Here is a 17,800-nt window from a genome sequence, read left to right on the forward strand (position 1 = left end):
CGACGGGCGCCCCACCGCGGGGACGAACGAGGCCACAGCCGCGTGCGCCCGCGGCGAACGCCGAGGACCGCCCGGACCCCCTCGGATAAGGTGAGCACGTGGACATCAAGATCGGCATCATCAACAGCCCGCGCGAGCTCGCCTTCGAGACGAAGCAGTCGGCCGAGGACATCGAGCAGGCCGTCTCCGAGGCGCTGACCTCCCAGACCCACCTGTCGCTGCAGGACGAGAAGGGCCGCAAGTACGTGGTCGCGGCCGCAGCCCTCGCCTACGTCGAGTTCGGCGCCGAGGAAGCCCGCCGCATCGGCTTCGTCGCGTAACACCGGCGTGGAACTCCTGTTCGCCGTCCTCGGCGGCCTGATCTGCGGCGCGGTCGCCCACCTGGTGCTGCCGTGGCGTTCGACGCGCGGCCAGTTCCTCGGCGCGAGCGTCGGCGGGGCCACGGCGGCGCTCCTGTGGGAGGCCCTGACGTGGGCCGGTTGGCGCTACGACGCGACCTGGATCTGGGTCGTCACGTTGGTCGGCTCCGGCGTCGTCGCACTCGCCGTCGGGTGGCTGCTCGGACGCCGACGCACCGCGGCCGACGACGCCTGGTACGCGGCGGTCAAGGCCAGCGGCAACCGCACGGCCTGACCAACAGGAACGACGAGCCGCACGGACCCCGGCTCAGGCGGTGAGGCCGAGTGCGTCCATACGTCGGGTGTGCGCCGCGATCAGTTCGGTCCAGACCGGCTCCAGCCGCGACTGGTCCTCACGCGCGTGCGACGCCAGCGCCGAGCGGGCGACGAGCAACGTGTCCCCGACGAGCCGACGGCCCCACATCGCCAGACGGGACGACACGAGGGGCTCCTCGTCGATGCGGGCGCTCAGTTCCTCGACCACCGCGGCTTCCTCACGCGGGTCGAACACGGTCTTCAGGCGCTGCTGCACGTCGGCCGGCAACGAGCGCAGCAGGTTCGCGAACAGGTCGTTGAGGATGCCTGCGGTGACGTACCCGGTCAACATCGACTCGTACCAGTCGGCACCGCTCGTGCGCTCGACGAAGCGGTCGATCGCCTCGCGGTGCGGCGCCATCAGCTCGGCCGGGTCGGCGCCGGTGCGTTCGATCTCGGCGACGATCGACCGGTGTCGCTCGAGTGCGGTCGTCGCGAGCACCCCGGTGACCAGCCGACCGGACAGCGTCGGCGCCGAGGCACCCGCACGCCCCATCGTCTCGTACAGCGAGAGCTGCAGGTAGGCGGCCTGCCCGAGGTACACGTCGAGCTCGGGACTGACGTCGTCGAGCTGTAGACGTTCCGTCTGGGCGGCGTTCTTCGGGTTCCGCGACGCGAGCCACTGTGCTGCGAGCTGCGCCGCGCGCTTCCGGTTCCACCACGACACCACGCGACCAGCATAGGGGCCGCGACGGCACGCTCCTCGCACGCCGGTAGACTGGTGCGGACTCCCCGATAGGACAGGGTGACCTTCTTGACTTTCTCAGACCTCAACATCGACCAGGACATCGTCGATGCACTGGCCGGCAAGGGCATCATCGAGCCCTTCCCGATCCAGGAACAGACCATCCCCCTCGGCCTCACCGGCCAAGACATCATCGGCCAGGCCAAGACCGGAACGGGCAAGACCCTCGGCTTCGGCCTGCCGCTCATCCAGCGGCTCGGCGCCGACCCCGCACACGGTGTCAAGGCGCTCGTCGTCGTGCCGACCCGTGAACTCGCGGTGCAGGTGACCGAGGACCTCGAGCTCGCGGCGTCGAATCGCCCGACCACGGTCGTCTCGATCTACGGCGGCAAGGCGTACGAGGGCCAGGTCGAACAGCTCAAGGCGGGCGCGCAGATCGTGGTGGGCACCCCCGGGCGCCTGATCGACCTGCACCGCCAGCGCCTGCTCGACCTGTCGCACGTGCAAGAGGTGGTGCTCGACGAAGCCGACCGCATGCTCGACCTCGGGTTCCTCTCGGACATCGAGCGGATCTTCCAGGCCGTGCCCGCCGTCCGGCACACCATGCTGTTCTCGGCCACGATGCCCGCGCCGATCGTCGCGCTCGCCCGTCGGTTCATGACGCGCCCGGTGCACATCCGCGCGACGGACCCGGACGAGGGCCTCATGCAGGCCAACATCAAGCACCTCATCTACCGGGCGCACTCGCTCGACAAGGACGAGGTCATCGCCCGCATCCTGCAGGCCGAGGGCCGCGGCAAGACCGTGATCTTCACCCGCACCAAGCGTGCAGCGGCCAAGCTGGTCGAAGAGCTGAAGGACCGTGGCTTCAACGCCGCAGCGGTCCACGGTGACCTCAACCAGGAGCAGCGCGAGCGCGCGATGGCGGCGTTCAAGGCCGGCAAGCGCGACGTGCTGATCGCGACCGACGTCGCCGCCCGCGGCATCGACGTGGACGACGTCACGCACGTCATCAACCACACGATCCCGGACGACCCGGACACGTACCTGCACCGCGCCGGCCGCACCGGCCGTGCGGGCAAGACCGGCATCGCGGTCACGTTCGTCGACTGGGACGACCTGCACAAGTGGACGCTGATCGACAAGGCCCTCGAGTTCGGCATCCCCCAGCCGATGGAGACCTACTCGTCGTCGCCGCACCTGTTCGAGGACCTCGACATCCCCGCCGGCACCAAGGGCCGGCTGCCCGGGTCGTCGCAGCACGCCGCGTCCGCCGGCGCGCCCGAGCGCGCCAGTTCGCGTCCGCCGCGCGAGTCCAGCAGCGACTCGCGTCCGCGTCGTCGCACCCGCAGCGGAGGCTCTGAGCGGCCCGCCGCGACCGCTGCGGAAGCCGCACCCCAGGTCCAGAGCACCGGTCCGGACAGCGAGACCGGTGACGGTTCGGCGCCCAAGCGGCGTCGCCGCCGCCGTCGTCGCGGAGCCGGCACGGGGGGCGAGGCGACCGCCTCGGCACCCCAGCAGGCGTCGGACGGCGAGTAGCGCCTCCCGGCAGTCCGGTCGAAGGCCCGTCACCTCAGGTGGCGGGCCTACGTCGTGTGGCGGCGTCCCCGATCTCGCCAAAGCGACAGATCACCCCCTGGCGTTCGCGGCGATCTGTCGCTTCGGCGCAGACAACCGGGCGCACCGCACGCGATCTGTCGCTTTGGCGATGCCGACAGAGCGTACGGCGGGCGGTCAGGCCAGGCGGGAACCCGGGCCGACGACCGGGACGGAGCCGGTCGCCTGCGCGACGATCGCGTCGAAGGACGCCCGCGCGGTGCGGTGCTCGCCGAGTCGGTTCGGCTTGCCGGTGCCGTGGTAGTCGCTCGAGCCGGTGACGAACAGGCCGTAGCGGTCGGCCCACTCGAGCAGGGTGCGCTTGCCGTGGGCCAGGTTCTCGCGGTGGTCGACCTCGAGGCCGCCGAGGCCCGCGTCGACCAGCTGCCGGAGAGCGGGTTCGTCGATGACGATGCCCCGCGAGGTCGCGGCCGGGTGCGCGATCACGGGGACGCCGCCCGCGGCACGGATGAGTTCGACGCCCCGGAGCGGGGTCGGCGCTTCGTGGGGTTCGTAGTAGCCCGAGGCCGGGTGCAGGATCCCCCGGAACGCTGCACTGCGGTCCGACTCGAGCCCGCGTGCGACCAGCGCGTCGGCGATGTGCGGCCGACCGATCGTGGCGTCGGGGCGGGCCTGGGCCAGGACGTCGTCCCACGTGATCGGGTGGTCTGCGCTGATCCGCTCGACGATGCGGCGGGCGCGGGAGAGCCGTCCGTCGCGGATGCGCTCAGTCTCGGCCACGAGACCCGGGTCCTCGGGGTCGACCAGGTAGCCGAGGACGTGCACACTGCGGGGGCCCACGCGGGTGCTCAGCTCGAGCCCGGGGACGAGCGTGAGCGGCAGGTCGCGCGCCGCGGCCACCGCGTCCGACCACCCGGACGTGGTGTCGTGGTCGGTCAGGGCCACGCCGTCGAGTCCGGCGGCTGCCGCTGCCCGCACGAGTGCGGCAGGGGGTTCGGTGCCGTCGGAGACACTCGAGTGCGTGTGCAGGTCGATGAACGGATCAGGCACCGATGAATCCTATCCACAGGTGTGGGGACGCACAGACGGCCGGTCCGGTGCGGTGCGATGATGGAGGCATGGCCGACACGACTCCCCGCGCGACGAGCAACCGCTCCACGACCCCTGGCTCCTCGACCTTCAAGGACTTCATCGGGTCCCAGTGGGCCGAGCGTGACCGCACCGTCCCCGCGCAGCGCGAGCAGGCGCCGTTCGCGGCCGACCGCCGTGCGGCCCTCTCGGCGAAGCACACCGGTCGCACCGTCGTCGTGCCGGCCGGCACCGCCAAGGTCCGGTCGAACGACTGTGACTACCCGTTCCGTCCGCACTCCGCGTTCGCGCACCTGACCGGCTGGGGCACCGACACGGTCGTCGGCTCCGTCCTCGTGATGACCCCGAACGGCGACGGTCACGACGCCACCCTCTACTTCCGCGCGACCGCGGGCCGCGACTCCGAGGAGTTCTACGCCAACCCCGAGATCGGGGAGTTCTGGGTCGGACCGCGTCCCTCGCTCGACGAAGTCGCCGCCGACCTCGGCCTGGCGACCGCCGACCTGGGCGAGCTCGACGCCGTGCTCGACGGGGTCGACGCCTCGGTACTGGTCGTCCGCGACGCCGACACGGACCTGACCCGCGCGCTCGATGCCCGGCTCGGCACGCCCGTCGGTGGTGTCGCAGAGGCCGACGACGCCCCCGCGTCCGACGACGTCCTCGCGCGCGACCTGTCCGAGCTGCGCCTGGTCAAGGACCCGTACGAGGTCAACGAGCTCCGCAAGGCCGTCGACGCGACGAAGAACGGCTTCGACGACGTGATCGCCGACTTCGACGCTGTCCTGGCCCACCCCCGCGGCGAGCGTATCGTCGAGGGCACCTTCAACCGTCGCGCCCGTGCCGACGGCAACACGGTCGGGTACGACACCATCGCGGCCTCGGGGCACCACGCCTGCATCCTGCACTGGACCCGCAACGACGGCGCCGTGCAGCCCGGCGACCTGATCCTCATCGACGCCGGGGTCGAGGTCGACTCGTTCTACACGGCCGACATCACCCGCACCCTGCCGGTGAGCGGCACCTTCACCGACGTCCAGCGCATGGTCTACGAAGCCGTCCTCGAAGCCGCCGACGCCGCGTTCGCCATCGTCAAGCCGGGCATCACCTTCCGCCAGGTGCACGCCACCGCGATGGAGGTCATCGCGCGCAAGACCGCTGAGTGGGGCTTCCTGCCGGTGTCTGCCGACGAGTCACTGCAGCCCGACAACCAGTTCCACCGTCGCTACATGGTGCACGGCACCAGCCACCACCTCGGTCTCGACGTGCACGACTGCGCCAAGGCCCGTCGCGAGCTCTACATCGACGGCGTGGTCGAGGCCGGCATGGTGTTCACGATCGAGCCCGGCCTGTACTTCCAGCAGGACGACCTGACCGTGCCCGAGGAGTTCCGCGGCATCGGTGTCCGGATCGAGGACGACATCCTGGTGACGGCCGACGGCGCCGAGAACCTGTCGGTCGGCATCCCCCGGACCCCCTCGGAAGTGGAGGGGTGGATCGCCCGCACCGGGCGCTAGCCTGAGCGGGTGAGCACACCCGACGCCGCTGCGCAGCACACGGACACGCAGCAGACCGAGCCGCGCAGCATCGTCATCGACGTCGAGCACTTCGACTCACCGGATGCGATGCGGCTGCGTGCTGCCCAGCGCATCGAGATCGACAGCACCTACGGCGGCGACACCGAACCCGGCGAGAAGCCCACGGCGGACTCCATCGCGGTGTTCTTCGTCGCGCGGGACCAGGACGGCACGCCCCTCGGTTGCGGCGGTCTGCGCATCGTCGAGGACGGCATCACCGAGATCAAGCGGATGTACGTCCGTCGTGAGTCCCGGGGTGCCGGTGTCGCGACGGAGATCCTGCGTCGGCTGGAAGAGGCAGCGCTCGACCTCGGGTCACCGGCGCTCGTGCTCGAGACGGGCCCGGCGCAGACCCGCGCCATCCGGTTCTACGAGCGCGAGGGGTTCACCCGCATCGCGAACTTCGGCCCCTACGCCGGCGCGCCCCTGTCCGCCTGCTACTCCAAGGTCCTGTAGCGCGACGTCGAGCACCGTACGCGCGGTCGCGCGGTCGCGCGGTCCTCTCCGCGCCCGTCTCCGCGCCCGTCCGAGGTCGCACGACCTGCCGCGTACCGCTCGTCGAAGTCGCTCGAAGTGCCGCCTGCCGAGCTGCTGGGCGGCGGATCGAGCGACTTCGACGGACGTGAGCAGCGAGTCGTGCGACCTCGACGGAGAGACGACGTGCGACCCCGACGGACGTGAGCGGCGAGTCGTGCGACCTCGGCGAGGAGACGACGCCCGCCCGACGCGTCAGCGCGACTGCGACTCGTCGGTGCCCTTCGCGGGAGCGTCGGACGAGGACGATGACGATGCCGGAGCATCGGACGACGTCGGGGCCGGCGGCGTAGCTCCGGCGACCCGCTCGCCGTAGCGCGGGGCCTCGTCAGCGCGCGGCGCGACCGGGCCGGACTGGTGGGGCGCAGGCTGCACGGGCGCGGACTGCGTCGGCGCCTGCTGGCCCGGCTGCACGACCTCGCCGTAGCGGGGCCCGTCGTTCGTGCCGTAGCGGGGCCCGTCGTTCGTGCCGTACCGCGGCTGGCCACCGGTGGACTCGGGACCGGGAGCCGACGGACGGGCGTACCCCGGGCCTCCTGGCTGCGCGCCCTGCTGGTGCGGGGTCGAGTGGCCGCCGTACGGCGAGCCCTGCTGCGGACCCGCGTGCCCCGACGGACCGGGACCCGGACGCCACGGCTGCTGCTGCTGGCCCTGGTACGGCTGCTGCTGCCCCTGGTACGGCTGCTGCTGGCCGTGGTTCCACGCCGCGTGCGGGGTGGCACCGGACTGGCCGAGGATCCGCTGCGCCTGTCCGACGAGCTGCGGGTCGACGATGATCTGGTAGTTCGTGGCGAGCACCTGGTGCACGCTCGTGAAGTCCCGCTGCCGCTTGGTGATCGCGAACGAGACGATGCCGTACAGCATGCCGAACGCCGCACCGATGATCGCGGCGGCCAGGATCAGGCCGCCGGCGGTCGGGGAGAACAGCGTCAGGACGATGCCGAAGAAGATGCCGAGCCAGAGACCGGACAGGGCGCCCGCGATGGCGGCGCGGCCGTAGGTCATCTTTCCGGTGACACGCTCGACGGTCTTCAGGTCGTTGCCGACGATCGAGAGCTTGTTCACCGGGAAGTCGGACTCGGCGAGCTTGGCGACCACCGCCTGCGCTTCCGGGTAGCTGTCGAAGGTGCCGAGGACGTCGCCGCGGGGCAGCGTGGGGAAGACCTGCGCCGTACGACCGCGGAAGGGGCTCTGAGTGCTCACACAGTCATCATCCACCGTTCCCCTTGCAATCGTTCGAGAGCCGCCAGGGAACCGACCGGGCGACCGGCTACGCTGGCCTGGTGAGCGCCACGAAGGTATTCGTCGCCCGCCTCGCCGGGTGCTCCGTCTTCGACCCCGCTGGCGATCGCGTCGGCAGGGTCCGGGACGTCCTCGTCGTCTACCGACGGGCCGATCCCCCGCACGTCGTGGGGTTGATCGTCGAGGTCCCCGGCAAACGGCGCATCTTCGTCAGCATCGGTCGGATCACCTCGATCGGCGCCGGCCAGGTCATCACGACCGGGCTGGTCAACATGCGGCGGTTCGAGCAGCGCGGCGGCGAGGTCCGGGTCATCGCGGAGATGCTCGGGCGCAAGGTCCTCATCACCCGGGACCGCATCCGCGCCACGATCGAGGACATCGCGATCGAGGACCGCGGGCAGGGCGACTGGGAGGTCGCACAGCTCTTCCTCCGCAAGCCCAAGACGACGCCGTCGCCGTTCGGCAAGGGCCCGACGACGTTCGCCACGTGGAACGAGGTCACCGAGGACGAGCTCCCCGGTGAGTCGCAGTCCGCCGAACACGTCATCGCGGCGTACTCGGACCTGGTGCCGGCCGACCTGGCCTCGACGCTGCTCGACCTGCCCGTCGAGCGTCGGCTCGAGGTCGCCGAGGAACTCCCCGACGACCGGCTCGCCGACGTGCTCGAGGAGATGCCCGACACCGAACGCGTCGAGATCCTGTCCTCGCTCGAGGACGCCCGCGCCGCCGACGTCCTCGACCAGATGCAGCCCGACGACGCCGCCGACCTGCTCGCCGAGCTCTCCGACGAACGGAGCGAGGCGCTCCTGCAGCTCATGGAGCCGGAAGAGGCGCAGGACGTCCGCATGCTGCTCGAGTACGAGCCGGACACCGCGGGCGGGCTCATGACGACCGAGCCCGTGATCGTCTCCGCCGACGCCACCGTCGCCGAGGGCCTGGCGCTGATCCGTCGCCACGAACTCGCGCCGGCCCTCGGCGCGAGCGTCTGCGTCACGCTGCCGCCCTACGAGCCGCCGACCGGCCGGTTCCTCGGGCTGGTGCACTTCCAACGCATGCTCCGCTACCCGCCGAACGAACGCCTCGGCACGCTCATCGACCAGCAGACCGAACCGGTCCGGGTCGACGCGAGTGCCGCCGAGGTCACGCGCGTGATGGCGACCTACAACCTGGTGTCCGTGCCCGTGGTCGACGACGCCCACCGCCTGGTCGGGGTGGTGACGATCGACGACGTGCTCGACCACGTCCTGCCCGACGACTGGCGGAGTCAGGGTGACGACGACTCCCCACGCCCCCGCTCCCGAGCTCGCAGGACCCCCGTGACGACCACGGGAAGGAGGACCACCCGTGGCACGAACGGATGAGACCACCCGGCTGGACTCCCCCAAGGGCATGCGCACGAGCGTCCTGCCGACCCGCCGTCGCAACGGCAGCGGTGACGCGTTCGGCCGCGCCACCGAAGGCATCGCACGCGCCATGGGCACGCCCTGGTTCCTCATCGGGCTCACGCTGTTCTGCGCGGTCTGGATGGGGTGGAACACGCTCCTGCCCAAGGCGTTGCAGTTCGACTCCGCCGCGATCGGCTTCACGGCCCTGACCCTGGTGCTGTCGCTGCAGGCCTCGTACGCGGCGCCGCTGATCCTGCTCGCGCAGAACCGGCAGGACGACCGTGACCGGGTGCAGTTCGAGCAGGACCGGCAGCGCGCGGAACGGAACCTCGCCGACACCGAGTACCTGGCACGCGAGGTCGTGGCCCTGCGCCTGGCCATGCGCGACATGGCGTCGAAGGACTTCATCCGCGCCGAGCTGCGCTCGCTGCTCGAGGAGCTCGACCGGCGCGACGCCATCGACGACGGCGACCCGGAGCGTCGCGCGGACATCCGTGGCTGACGCCACACCGGGTCTCGACACCGAACAGCTGGGCACCGCGGTGCTCGCTGCGCTCGGCCGCGTCATCGACCCCGAGATCCGTCGGCCCGTCACCGAGCTCGACATGATCCGTGGCGTCGACGTCCAGCCAGGAGGCGCGGTGCGCGTCGACCTGCAGCTCACGATCGTCGGGTGCCCGGCCGCCGACACGATCGAGCGCGACGTCCGCGTCGCCGCTGGCTCGGTCGCCGGGGTCGCCACCGTCGACGTCGACGTGTCCGTGATGGACCCCGCGGTGCGGAAGGCCCTGACCGACCGACTGCGAGCGGGCCGACCCCAGGGTGTCCAGTTCACCCCGGACTCGCTGACCCGCGTCATCGCGGTGACGAGCGGCAAGGGCGGCGTCGGCAAGTCCACCGTCACCGTCAACCTCGCCGTCGCCATGGCGCGGAAGGGCCTGCGCGTCGGGATCGTGGACGTCGACGTGCACGGCTTCAGCGTCCCGGGGCTGATGGGCCTGACGGACGAGCAGGGCGTCGCGCCCCGCCCGACCCGGGTCGACCAGATGATCCTGCCGCCGGTCGCTCACGACGTGAAGGTCATCTCGATCGGCATGTTCGTCGACGACCCCAGCACCGCGGTGTCCTGGCGCGGGCCGATGCTCCACCGCACCGTGAACCAGTTCCTGTCCGACGTGTGGTTCGGCGACCTCGACGTGCTGTTGCTCGACATGCCGCCCGGCACCGGCGACGTGGCGATCTCGGTCGGGCAGCTGCTCCCCCACGCCGAGGTCCTGGTCGTCACCACCCCGCAGGCAGCCGCGGCCGAGGTCGCCGAACGCAGCGGGGTCGTCGCCCGACAGACCGGGCAGCGGGTGATCGGCGTCGTCGAGACGATGTCCGGCCTGGTCCAGCCGGACGGCTCCGTGCTGCACCTGTTCGGCGAGGGCGGCGGCGACGAGACCGCCCGGCGGCTCTCCCGCGGGCAGGACGTGGCGGTGCCGGTCCTCGGCAGCGTGCCGTTGTCCGTCGCGCTCCGCGAAGGTGGCGACACCGGCGTCCCGATCGTCGTCGGCGACCCGATCGATCCCGCGGCGCAGGCGCTCGCCGGCATCGCGGACCGGATCAGCACGATGGGGCGCGGCCTGGCCGGCCGCAAGCTCGGCCTGTCCACCACCTGACCCGGCACGGTCCACCCATCCGGTAGGCGCCTTCCTGTGCGTCTCCTCATGGTGCTCGATCGGTGCCCGGGGCAATTATGCAAGAGCATTACGCAATGCTCCTGCGGAATCAGGCGCAGGAGTTCCACCCTCTCGGCAACGGAGCCGAGCGAGGAACAGGAGAACCGCGTGACCAGGAACACCAGGATCCGGATCGGTGCCGTCGGCGCCGTCGCCGCAGCCATCGTCGGAGGCGCGATCGTCGCCGCTCCCGGCGCAGCACAGGCCGCCACCACGTGCGCGACCGCATGGTCGTCCGGCACCGCCTACACCGGCGGCGCCACCGTGAGCGAGAACGGGACGAACTACACCGCCAACTGGTGGACACAGGGCGACGACCCCGCGACCCACAGCGGCGCGACGGGCAGCGGCGCCCCGTGGACGTCGAACGGCGCGTGCACGGGCGGCACCACCACACCGGGCGGGGGCGGGACCGGCACGGGCGGGGGCACGACCACGCCGGGCAACGGGAGCACCGGCACGGCGAGCGGGTTGGTCTTCAGCCCGTACAAGGACGTCACGGTCAACCTCGACTGGAACACGAACGTGATGAACACCGCGGTCACGGGTACGCGCATCCCGGTCGTCGGTTCCAGCAACAGCCTGGTGTCCACCCGTGAACCGGGCCTCAAGGCGATCACCCTCGCCTTCGCCACCGGCACCTGCGGCAGCGAGAACTGGGGTGGGGTCGCTGCCGACGCCTTCGCGAGCGCCAACATCCCGAAGCTCGACGCCGCCGGGGTGAACTACATCGTCAGCACCGGTGGAGCAGCCGGATCGTTCAAGTGCTCCGGCACGGCGCTGCAGAGCTTCATCGCGCGGTACGCGTCCCCGCACATGATCGGCGTCGACTTCGACATCGAGAGCGGGCAGTCCGCGGCCGACGTGCAGAACCTGGTCAACGCCGCGGCCCTGGCACAGACGAAGTACCCGGGCCTGCGGTTCTCGTTCACGCTGGCGACCCTCGCGGCGTCGGACGGCTCGTACGGCGGGCTGAACAGCACCGGTGACGTCACCGTGAAGGCGATCAAGGCCTCCACCCTGACCAACTACACCGTCAACCTCATGACGATGGACTTCGCTCGGGCCACCGCGGCGAACTGCGTCATCGTCGGGTCGACCTGCGAGATGGGGCAGTCGACGATCCAGGCCGTCACCAACCTGCAGCACACGTACGGCATCGCGTCGTCGAAGATCGAGGTCACGCCGATGCTCGGTGTCAACGACGCGTCGGACGAGGTCTTCACGCTCGCCGACGCCGACACGGTGTCGTCGTACGCGAAGTCGCACGGCCTGGCCGGAGTGCACATGTGGTCGCTCGACCGTGACACCTCCTGCGCCACCCCGACCAGCACCGCGTCCGCCACGTGCAGCTCCGTCACGGGGACGGCGGCCCTGGCCTGGACCGACCGGTTCCTGGCCGACCTGCGGTAGCGGGTCGAATCGCGCGCAGGTGGTTGGTTCTCCCGACCCCCTACGCGCGATTCCGCTTTCCATCGCGGGCGTTGTGGGCGCAACCATGCTCAGACGGGAGGCCCGGCGCCAGCTGGCACCGGGCCTTCCGTCCGTCACGGGGTCACGTGGGGGGCGTCAGGTCGCTTCGCCGTCGAAGGGTGCGGACTCCCCCGCCGCGAGCGGCACGATCGGTGCGGGCGCGCGCACCTTGCTCGCCGTCACCTGCGGTGCGACGGCGTCCGCCGTGTTCGCGCCGGTGGCGGAGTCGATGAGCGCATCGCGGATGATGCGGCGCGGGTCGTACTGCCTCGGGTCCAGCTTCTGCCAGTCGACCTCGTCGAAGTCGGGACCCATCTCGTCCCGCATGCGGTCCTTGGCGGTGTCCGCGAACCGGCGGATCGCCTTGACGAACTCGGCGAGCTTCTGTGCGTACATCGGCAGGCGCTGCGGTCCCAGCAGCAGCACCGCGATGATCCCGATGATCAGGATCTTGTTGAAGTCGATGGACACGCACCGAGCGTAACGTGTCGGGCCGCGCGCTCACCTAGAGTTGTCCACCGAGGAGTGTGCGTGTCAGAGAAAGAGTCGAACTGGAAGTTCGCGGAGGACATCGTCTCCGAGTCCGAGGTGGTCTCCCGAGCGCGTGAGCACTCGCTGGAGCTCGGCGTGGAAGCCATCTCGCCCGCCATCGGCGCGCAGTTGAGCGTCATCGCGGCCGCGTCGCGGGCCACTGCGATCATCGAGATCGGGACGGGCCTGGGCGTCTCCGGGCTGTACCTGCTCGGCGGTGCTCCGAACGCCACGCTCACCACGATCGACGTCGAGGTCGACCACCAGCAGTACGCCCGTGACGCCTTCATCGCGGCCGGCACCGCGCCGTCGCGCATCCGGCTGATCCCGGGCCGGGCGAACCAGGTGCTCCCCCGCATGAACGAAGCCTCGTACGACGTGGTCCTGGTCGACGCGGATCCTGAGCACGTCATCGAGTACGTCGAGCACGGCCTGCGGCTGGCGCGTCTGGGCGGGACCGTGCTGGTGCCGCACGCGCTGTGGCGGGGCCGGGTCGCGGATCCGGTGCGACGTGACCGGGCGACGACGGACTTCCGGCTGCTGCTGACCGAGGTGTCGACCTCGGGCGCCGTCACCAGCGCGCTGTCGCCGGCGGGTGACGGGCTCCTGCAGATGACGAAGGTCACCGCGTAGCAGCTGGCGCAATGTCAGCCGAGGTGGCTTCGCCGCCAGCTCCGCCGCCGTCAGTCCAGGTGGCGCAGGTACCGGTCCGGCGCGTCCAGGAACGCGCGCCAGTTCCGGACGAGGTCGAGGTCGTCGTACGCGCACGCGCGGATGCCCCACTCGCCCACCTCGTACAGGTCCGCTCCGGGCATCGCGGCGAGGATCGGCGAGTGCGTCGAGAGCACGACCTGCGACCCCCGCTCGACGAGGTCCCGCAGCAGGCCGATCAGCGCGAGGCACCCTTGCAGGGACAGCGCCGACTCCGGCTCGTCGAGCAGCCACAGCCCGCGCACGCTGCTGCGCGAGATGACGACGTCGATGAACGACTCCCCGTGTGAGCGCTCGTGGTACGCGGCGACGTCGCCGATGGACTCCAGGTAGGTGAACAGCCCGTGCATGGTCTCTGCACGCAGGAAGAACCCGCGTTTCGAGGCACCGGCACCGCGTTCGAGCTGCAGGTGGTCGCCGAGGACGGACTCCGAGCGCCGCGTCTGGTGCCTCGCGTTCACGGTGCCGCCCTCGGCGTTGAGCCCGTAGGCCAGCGCGAGGCCCTCGACCAGCGTCGACTTGCCGACACCGTTGTCGCCCACCAGGACCGTCACGGCGCCGAGCTGGAGCCCGTCGTCGAGCAGCTGCCGCACCGGCGCCAGGGTCGCCGGCCAGACGTCGCGCGGCATCGGCGCGAGCGGGTGTTCCCCGATTCGGCGGACCGGCAGGAGCGGCTGCATCCGCTCATCGTGCCAGAACGACGCACGAACACCCCCGGTCCACGTGGGATCCGGGGGTGTTCGTGGTGGTGCGTGGTGGTGCTTCGACGAACTAGGCCGAGACGACCTCGGCAAGTGCGTCGTGGAGTTCCTGAGCCTCGGCGTCATTGACCGAGACGACCAGGCGGCCTCCACCTTCGAGCGGAACCCGCACGATGATGAGTCGACCCTCCTTGACAGCCTCCATCGGCCCGTCACCGGTCCTCGGCTTCATTGCTGCCATCAGATGTCCCCTTTCGCGCAGTACATGCAACGCCATTATCCCGTACGGAGGGGTGAACTGCGAAACCGCCCAGGTTGTGGGGTCCGGATCGCGACCTTTTCGCGGCTCACGTTCCTACGCTGTGTGCATGCCGATCATTCCCTCCAAGCGCCGTCCGAGCGAGCCGGACCGCGCCGTCGAAGCCGTCCCAGCCGGACTCCGCACGGGTGCGGCGTTCGCGTGGCGGCTGCTCATCGTGGGTGCCGCCCTGGCCGTGGTCGTGGCACTCGTCATCGTGCTGCAGGACATCGTCATCCCGTTCCTCATCGCCCTGCTGCTCTGCGCCCTCCTCGCGCCACTGTCGGCGTTCCTGCGGCGGCACGGCTGGCCGAAGTGGTTGGCGGTGCTGTCCAGCCTGATCGTCGTCGTGCTCGTCATCGCGGTCTTCGCACTGATCGTCACCGCGCAGATCCGGTACGAGCTGCCGTCACTCGAACAGCGGCTGCACAAGACCGCGACGTCGTTCCAGGCACTGCTCGACAGCGAACCGTTCGGCATCACGGTCAAGGACGTGAACCACTGGATCTCGACCGGCACGTCCTACCTGCAGTCACACGCGTCGTCGATCGCCTCCGGGTTCCAAGAGGCAGGCAGCGGCTTCGTGCACGCACTCGAGGGCCTGTTCATCGTCGTGTTCACGACGATCTTCGTGCTCATCGACGGCCCGCGCATCTGGGGATGGGTCGTCCGGATCTTCCCGCGGCGCGCTCGGCCCCGCATCGAGGTCGCTGGTGCGGCCGGGTGGCACACCCTGACGAGCTTCATCCGCGTGCAGCTCGTCGTCGCGGTCACGGACGCGCTCGGCATCGTCATCGGCGCGCTGATCCTGCAGGTGCCGTTGGCGATCCCGATCGGCGTGATCGTGTTCCTCGGCGCGTTCGTCCCCGTCGTCGGCGCCATCGTCGCCGGCTCGGTCGCGGTGCTCATCGCGCTGGTGTTCAACGGCTGGGTGGCCGCGCTGTTCATGCTCGGCATCGTGCTCCTGGTGCAGCAGCTCGAGAGCCACGTGCTGCACCCGTTCCTGACCGGCAGCGCCGTCAAGGTCCACCCGCTCGGCGTCGTGCTCGGCGTCACCGCGGGCACGACCATCGCGGGCGTCGTCGGGGCGTTCTTCGCCGTGCCGTTCATCGCCACGGTGAACGCGATGGTGACCGCGGCCGCTGCCTGGAAGCCCGACGACGCGGACCTGTCGGTCGGGTCAGCGGCGGACGGCACGTCCGCTGACACGTCGGACGGCGCCGATCACGGCGGGGTCCAGTCGTAGCCATCGACCCACCAGCACCAGGAGAGCCACACCCACTGCAGCACGACACACAGCACGACGACGGACACGCGGTACACCCGTGACCGCGGCAGCGCGACGATGCCCAGCAGCGGGGCGATCGGCAGCAGGATCCGCCAGGTGCTCGACTGCGGGAAGAACACCGCGAGCAGGTACACCAGGTACGCGACCGACCAGAGTCGCAGCTCCAGCCCGATGCGACGGGCGGGCGGCATCAGCACGAAGGCCGCGAAGCCGACCAGCACCAGCACCAGCAGGACGGAGCCGGCCGGCTGCCGGAACCACCAGCCGAAGCCCTGGACCCAGGGGGTGAACGGCACCAGCTCCTTCCACCCGATGTACGACGAGCGCCAGGCGAGCTCCGTGTCGGTGTACGCCCGCGGCACCCCCGTGACGGCCCACGCGATCGCCGGCCACGCCAGCCCCACCACCCCCGACACGACGGCCACCACGGCGGCCGGGACGAGCTGCCGCACCGACGGGGCCGAACGCTCGCGCAGCCAGGCCGGACGTATGACCCACACCCCGATGAACAGCACCATGAGCAGTGCGAAGGCGAGCCCGGTCGGTCGGGTCATCCCGAGCAGCAGCACGACGGGCAGCATCGTCCAGAAGCGTCGTTCGACCAGCAGCAGCAGCGCCACCAGCAGCAGGAACAGCCCCATCGCCTCGGCGTACGCGACCTGGAACATGACCGACACCGGCGCGACGCAGAACAGCACCGTGGCGAACGTCGCCCGCGCCGGGTCGAGGAAGCGGCCCATCAACCGGCGGAACACCAGCGCCGCCCCCCAGCCGGTCAGCAGCGAGACCGAGACGGCCATCAGCTCGAACGACCCACCGGTCAGCACCATCAGCCCGCGCACGAGGAACGGGTACGCCGGCATGAACGCCCACGCGTTCTCGGTCACGTGGCCCGCCGTGTCGACCGGCAGCGTCGACGGGTAGCCGCTCGTGGCGATCACCCGGTACCAGGCACCGTCCCAGATCGACGCGAACGACAGGTACTTCGGGTGCTGCAGCGTGAAGGAGTTCGCGGCCTGGATGCTCGCGAAACCCGTCATCAGCACGCCGGTGACGATCCGGGCCAGCACGTAGACGACGGTGATGCGCAGCCACCACGGCACCACGCGGTAGCGAGCGCGCCACCACACCGCCCGGGCGTGCGGGCGGTGCGTGGGCAGCGAACCGGTCGTCAGGCCGTCAGCCACCGACGCAGACCGTCCTCGACCGCGGTGATCTGGGCCACGGGTACCTGCTCGTCGTCGTGGTGCGCGAACACGGGCTCGCCGGGGCCGTAGTTGACCGCGGGCACGCCGAGCGCCGAGAACCGGGCGACGTCCGTCCAACCGTACTTCGGTCGGGGTGCCGGTCCCCCGACGGCCGCGACGAAGTCCTGCGCGAGTGGGGCGTCCAACCCGGGTCGGGCGCCCGCGGCCAGGTCGACGATGTCCACCTGGTACCCGTCGAAGAGCTCGCGGATGTGGGCCACGGCTTCGTCAGCCGAGCGCGACGGGGCGAACCGGTAGTTCACGTGGACCATCACCTCGTCGGGGATGACGTTCCCCGCGATCCCGCCGGTGATCCCCACGGCGTTCAGGCCCTCGCGGTACTCGAGTCCGTCCACGGTGACCGTGCGCGGCTCGTACGCGGCCAGGGTCGCCAGGATCGATGCAGCCTTGTGGATCGCGTTGTCGCCGATCCAGCTCCGCGCGCTGTGCGAGCGCTTGCCGTACGCCCGGACCTCGGCACGCAGGTTGCCGTTGCAGCCGCCCTCGATCTGCGCGCCGGAGGGCTCCCCGAGGATGGCGAAGTCCCCGGCCAGCAGCTCGGGTCGGGTGCGGGCCAGACGACCGAGGCCGTTCAGCGCGTCGGACACCTCTTCGTGGTCGTACCAGACCCAGGTCACGTCGACGTTCGGCGTGGTCAGCTCGGACGCCAGCTTGAGCTGCACCGCGCACCCCGCCTTCATGTCGACGGTGCCGCGGCCCCAGAGGACCTCGGTGCCGTCCTCCGCCGTCCGGAACTCGGTCGGGAGGTTGTCGTTCAACGGCACGGTGTCGATGTGACCGGCGATGACCACCCGACGGTCACGGCCGAGGTTCGTGCGCGCCACGATGGCGTCCCCGTCACGGACCACCTCGAGGTGCGGCAGCGGAGCGAGCACCGCCTCGATCGCATCTGCGAGGGACCGCTCGTTGCCGGACACGGACTCGATGTCGCAGATGGCACGGGTGATGTCGATGGACGAGGCGGTGAGGTCGAGCTGCTCCGGCATGCGGTCACCTTATCGGCAGCCGCTTGCGACCGGCTGCCGGCCGG

The 17,800-nt window shown here is 70.7% G+C and carries 19 protein-coding genes; 11 read left to right on the top strand and 8 right to left on the bottom strand.

Features of this window, described 5'->3' with window-relative positions:
- The first annotated feature begins 98 nt into the window (after positions 1-98).
- Together BIU90_RS00140 and BIU90_RS00145 are read left to right on the top strand one after the other, a co-directional pair.
- Positions 99-320, top strand: a complete 222-nt coding sequence (locus BIU90_RS00140; RefSeq protein ID WP_071298221.1) for a DUF3107 domain-containing protein — start codon at positions 99-101, stop codon at positions 318-320.
- 7 nt (positions 321-327) lie between these two features.
- On the top strand, positions 328-633 hold the full coding sequence (locus tag BIU90_RS00145) for a hypothetical protein (RefSeq protein ID WP_071298222.1): 306 nt from the start codon (positions 328-330) through the stop codon (positions 631-633).
- Positions 634-666: 33 nt separating this feature from the next.
- Here BIU90_RS00145 and BIU90_RS00150 read toward each other — a convergent pair whose 3' ends face one another.
- Entirely contained in the window at positions 667-1,383 is a 717-nt protein-coding gene (locus tag BIU90_RS00150) for a ferritin-like fold-containing protein (RefSeq protein WP_071298223.1), read from the bottom strand.
- An 84-nt stretch (positions 1,384-1,467) separates the two neighbouring features.
- Here BIU90_RS00150 and BIU90_RS00155 point away from each other — a divergent pair, with 84 nt between their 5' ends.
- On the top strand, positions 1,468-2,937 hold the full coding sequence (locus BIU90_RS00155) for a DEAD/DEAH box helicase (RefSeq protein ID WP_071298305.1): 1,470 nt from the start codon (positions 1,468-1,470) through the stop codon (positions 2,935-2,937).
- Positions 2,938-3,132: 195 nt separating this feature from the next.
- On the opposite strand, the gene BIU90_RS00160 is transcribed toward BIU90_RS00155, so the two are convergent.
- Positions 3,133-4,005 carry a PHP domain-containing protein gene (locus BIU90_RS00160; protein ID WP_071298224.1) on the bottom strand — a complete coding sequence of 291 codons (873 nt, stop codon included), beginning with the start codon at positions 4,003-4,005 and terminating at the stop codon, positions 3,133-3,135.
- Positions 4,006-4,073: 68 nt separating this feature from the next.
- Between BIU90_RS00160 and BIU90_RS00165 the strand changes: the two genes are divergently transcribed.
- Complete coding sequence (locus BIU90_RS00165) at positions 4,074-5,558, top strand: aminopeptidase P family protein (protein WP_071298225.1); 1,485 nt, start codon at positions 4,074-4,076, stop codon at positions 5,556-5,558.
- A gap of 9 nt (positions 5,559-5,567) precedes the next feature.
- The gene (locus BIU90_RS00170) at positions 5,568-6,074 is read left to right on the top strand and encodes a GNAT family N-acetyltransferase (RefSeq protein ID WP_368086263.1); all 507 of its coding nucleotides are present in this window, start codon (positions 5,568-5,570) and stop codon (positions 6,072-6,074) included.
- Between the two features lie 273 nt (positions 6,075-6,347).
- Here the strand turns inward: BIU90_RS00170 and BIU90_RS00175 are convergent, their stop codons facing one another.
- Positions 6,348-7,355 carry a general stress protein gene (locus tag BIU90_RS00175; RefSeq protein ID WP_071298226.1) on the bottom strand — a complete coding sequence of 336 codons (1,008 nt, stop codon included), beginning with the start codon at positions 7,353-7,355 and terminating at the stop codon, positions 6,348-6,350.
- Positions 7,356-7,435: 80 nt separating this feature from the next.
- Between BIU90_RS00175 and BIU90_RS00180 the strand changes: the two genes are divergently transcribed.
- From BIU90_RS00180 to BIU90_RS19125, 4 genes are all read left to right on the top strand, one after another.
- Positions 7,436-8,755 (top strand): CBS domain-containing protein, encoded by a 1,320-nt coding sequence (locus tag BIU90_RS00180; RefSeq protein WP_071298227.1) that lies wholly within the window; start codon positions 7,436-7,438, stop codon positions 8,753-8,755.
- Positions 8,739-9,281: a DUF1003 domain-containing protein gene (locus tag BIU90_RS00185; protein ID WP_071298228.1), complete on the top strand. Its 543-nt coding sequence runs from the start codon at positions 8,739-8,741 to the stop codon at positions 9,279-9,281. Before BIU90_RS00180 ends, BIU90_RS00185 begins: the two co-directional genes overlap by 17 nt.
- Positions 9,274-10,440, top strand: coding sequence for an Mrp/NBP35 family ATP-binding protein (locus tag BIU90_RS00190; protein WP_071298229.1), 1,167 nt, complete (start codon positions 9,274-9,276; stop codon positions 10,438-10,440). The genes BIU90_RS00185 and BIU90_RS00190 overlap by 8 nt, the downstream gene beginning before the upstream one ends.
- A 168-nt stretch (positions 10,441-10,608) precedes the next feature.
- The gene (locus BIU90_RS19125; RefSeq protein ID WP_217640877.1) at positions 10,609-11,913 is read left to right on the top strand and encodes a carbohydrate-binding protein; all 1,305 of its coding nucleotides are present in this window, start codon (positions 10,609-10,611) and stop codon (positions 11,911-11,913) included.
- Positions 11,914-12,069: 156 nt separating this feature from the next.
- Here BIU90_RS19125 and BIU90_RS00200 read toward each other — a convergent pair whose 3' ends face one another.
- The gene (locus tag BIU90_RS00200; protein WP_071298230.1) at positions 12,070-12,444 is read right to left on the bottom strand and encodes a twin-arginine translocase TatA/TatE family subunit; all 375 of its coding nucleotides are present in this window, start codon (positions 12,442-12,444) and stop codon (positions 12,070-12,072) included.
- A gap of 60 nt (positions 12,445-12,504) precedes the next feature.
- Here BIU90_RS00200 and BIU90_RS00205 point away from each other — a divergent pair, with 60 nt between their 5' ends.
- Positions 12,505-13,137 (top strand): O-methyltransferase, encoded by a 633-nt coding sequence (locus BIU90_RS00205; protein ID WP_071298231.1) that lies wholly within the window; start codon positions 12,505-12,507, stop codon positions 13,135-13,137.
- Between the two features lie 50 nt (positions 13,138-13,187).
- Here BIU90_RS00205 and BIU90_RS00210 read toward each other — a convergent pair whose 3' ends face one another.
- A complete protein-coding gene (locus BIU90_RS00210; RefSeq protein ID WP_071298232.1) occupies positions 13,188-13,895 on the bottom strand; it encodes an ATP-binding cassette domain-containing protein in 708 nt (235 codons plus the stop codon).
- A 91-nt stretch (positions 13,896-13,986) separates the two neighbouring features.
- On the bottom strand, positions 13,987-14,157 hold the full coding sequence (locus BIU90_RS00215; protein ID WP_071298233.1) for a DUF3117 domain-containing protein: 171 nt from the start codon (positions 14,155-14,157) through the stop codon (positions 13,987-13,989).
- A 127-nt stretch (positions 14,158-14,284) separates the two neighbouring features.
- On the opposite strand from BIU90_RS00215, the gene BIU90_RS00220 reads away from it, so the two are divergent.
- A complete protein-coding gene (locus BIU90_RS00220; RefSeq protein ID WP_071298234.1) occupies positions 14,285-15,460 on the top strand; it encodes an AI-2E family transporter in 1,176 nt (391 codons plus the stop codon).
- Here BIU90_RS00220 and BIU90_RS00225 read toward each other — a convergent pair.
- Complete coding sequence (locus tag BIU90_RS00225; protein WP_083403557.1) at positions 15,439-16,689, bottom strand: hypothetical protein; 1,251 nt, start codon at positions 16,687-16,689, stop codon at positions 15,439-15,441. The two genes, BIU90_RS00220 and BIU90_RS00225, sit on opposite strands and share 22 nt — an antisense overlap.
- On the bottom strand, positions 16,674-17,756 hold the full coding sequence (dapE, locus tag BIU90_RS00230) for a succinyl-diaminopimelate desuccinylase (RefSeq protein WP_071298235.1): 1,083 nt from the start codon (positions 17,754-17,756) through the stop codon (positions 16,674-16,676). Before dapE ends, BIU90_RS00225 begins: the two co-directional genes overlap by 16 nt.
- Positions 17,757-17,800: the final 44 nt, after the last annotated feature.

The sequence above is a fragment of the Curtobacterium sp. MCBA15_001 genome (assembly GCF_001864835.1).
Taxonomy (GTDB): domain Bacteria; phylum Actinomycetota; class Actinomycetes; order Actinomycetales; family Microbacteriaceae; genus Curtobacterium.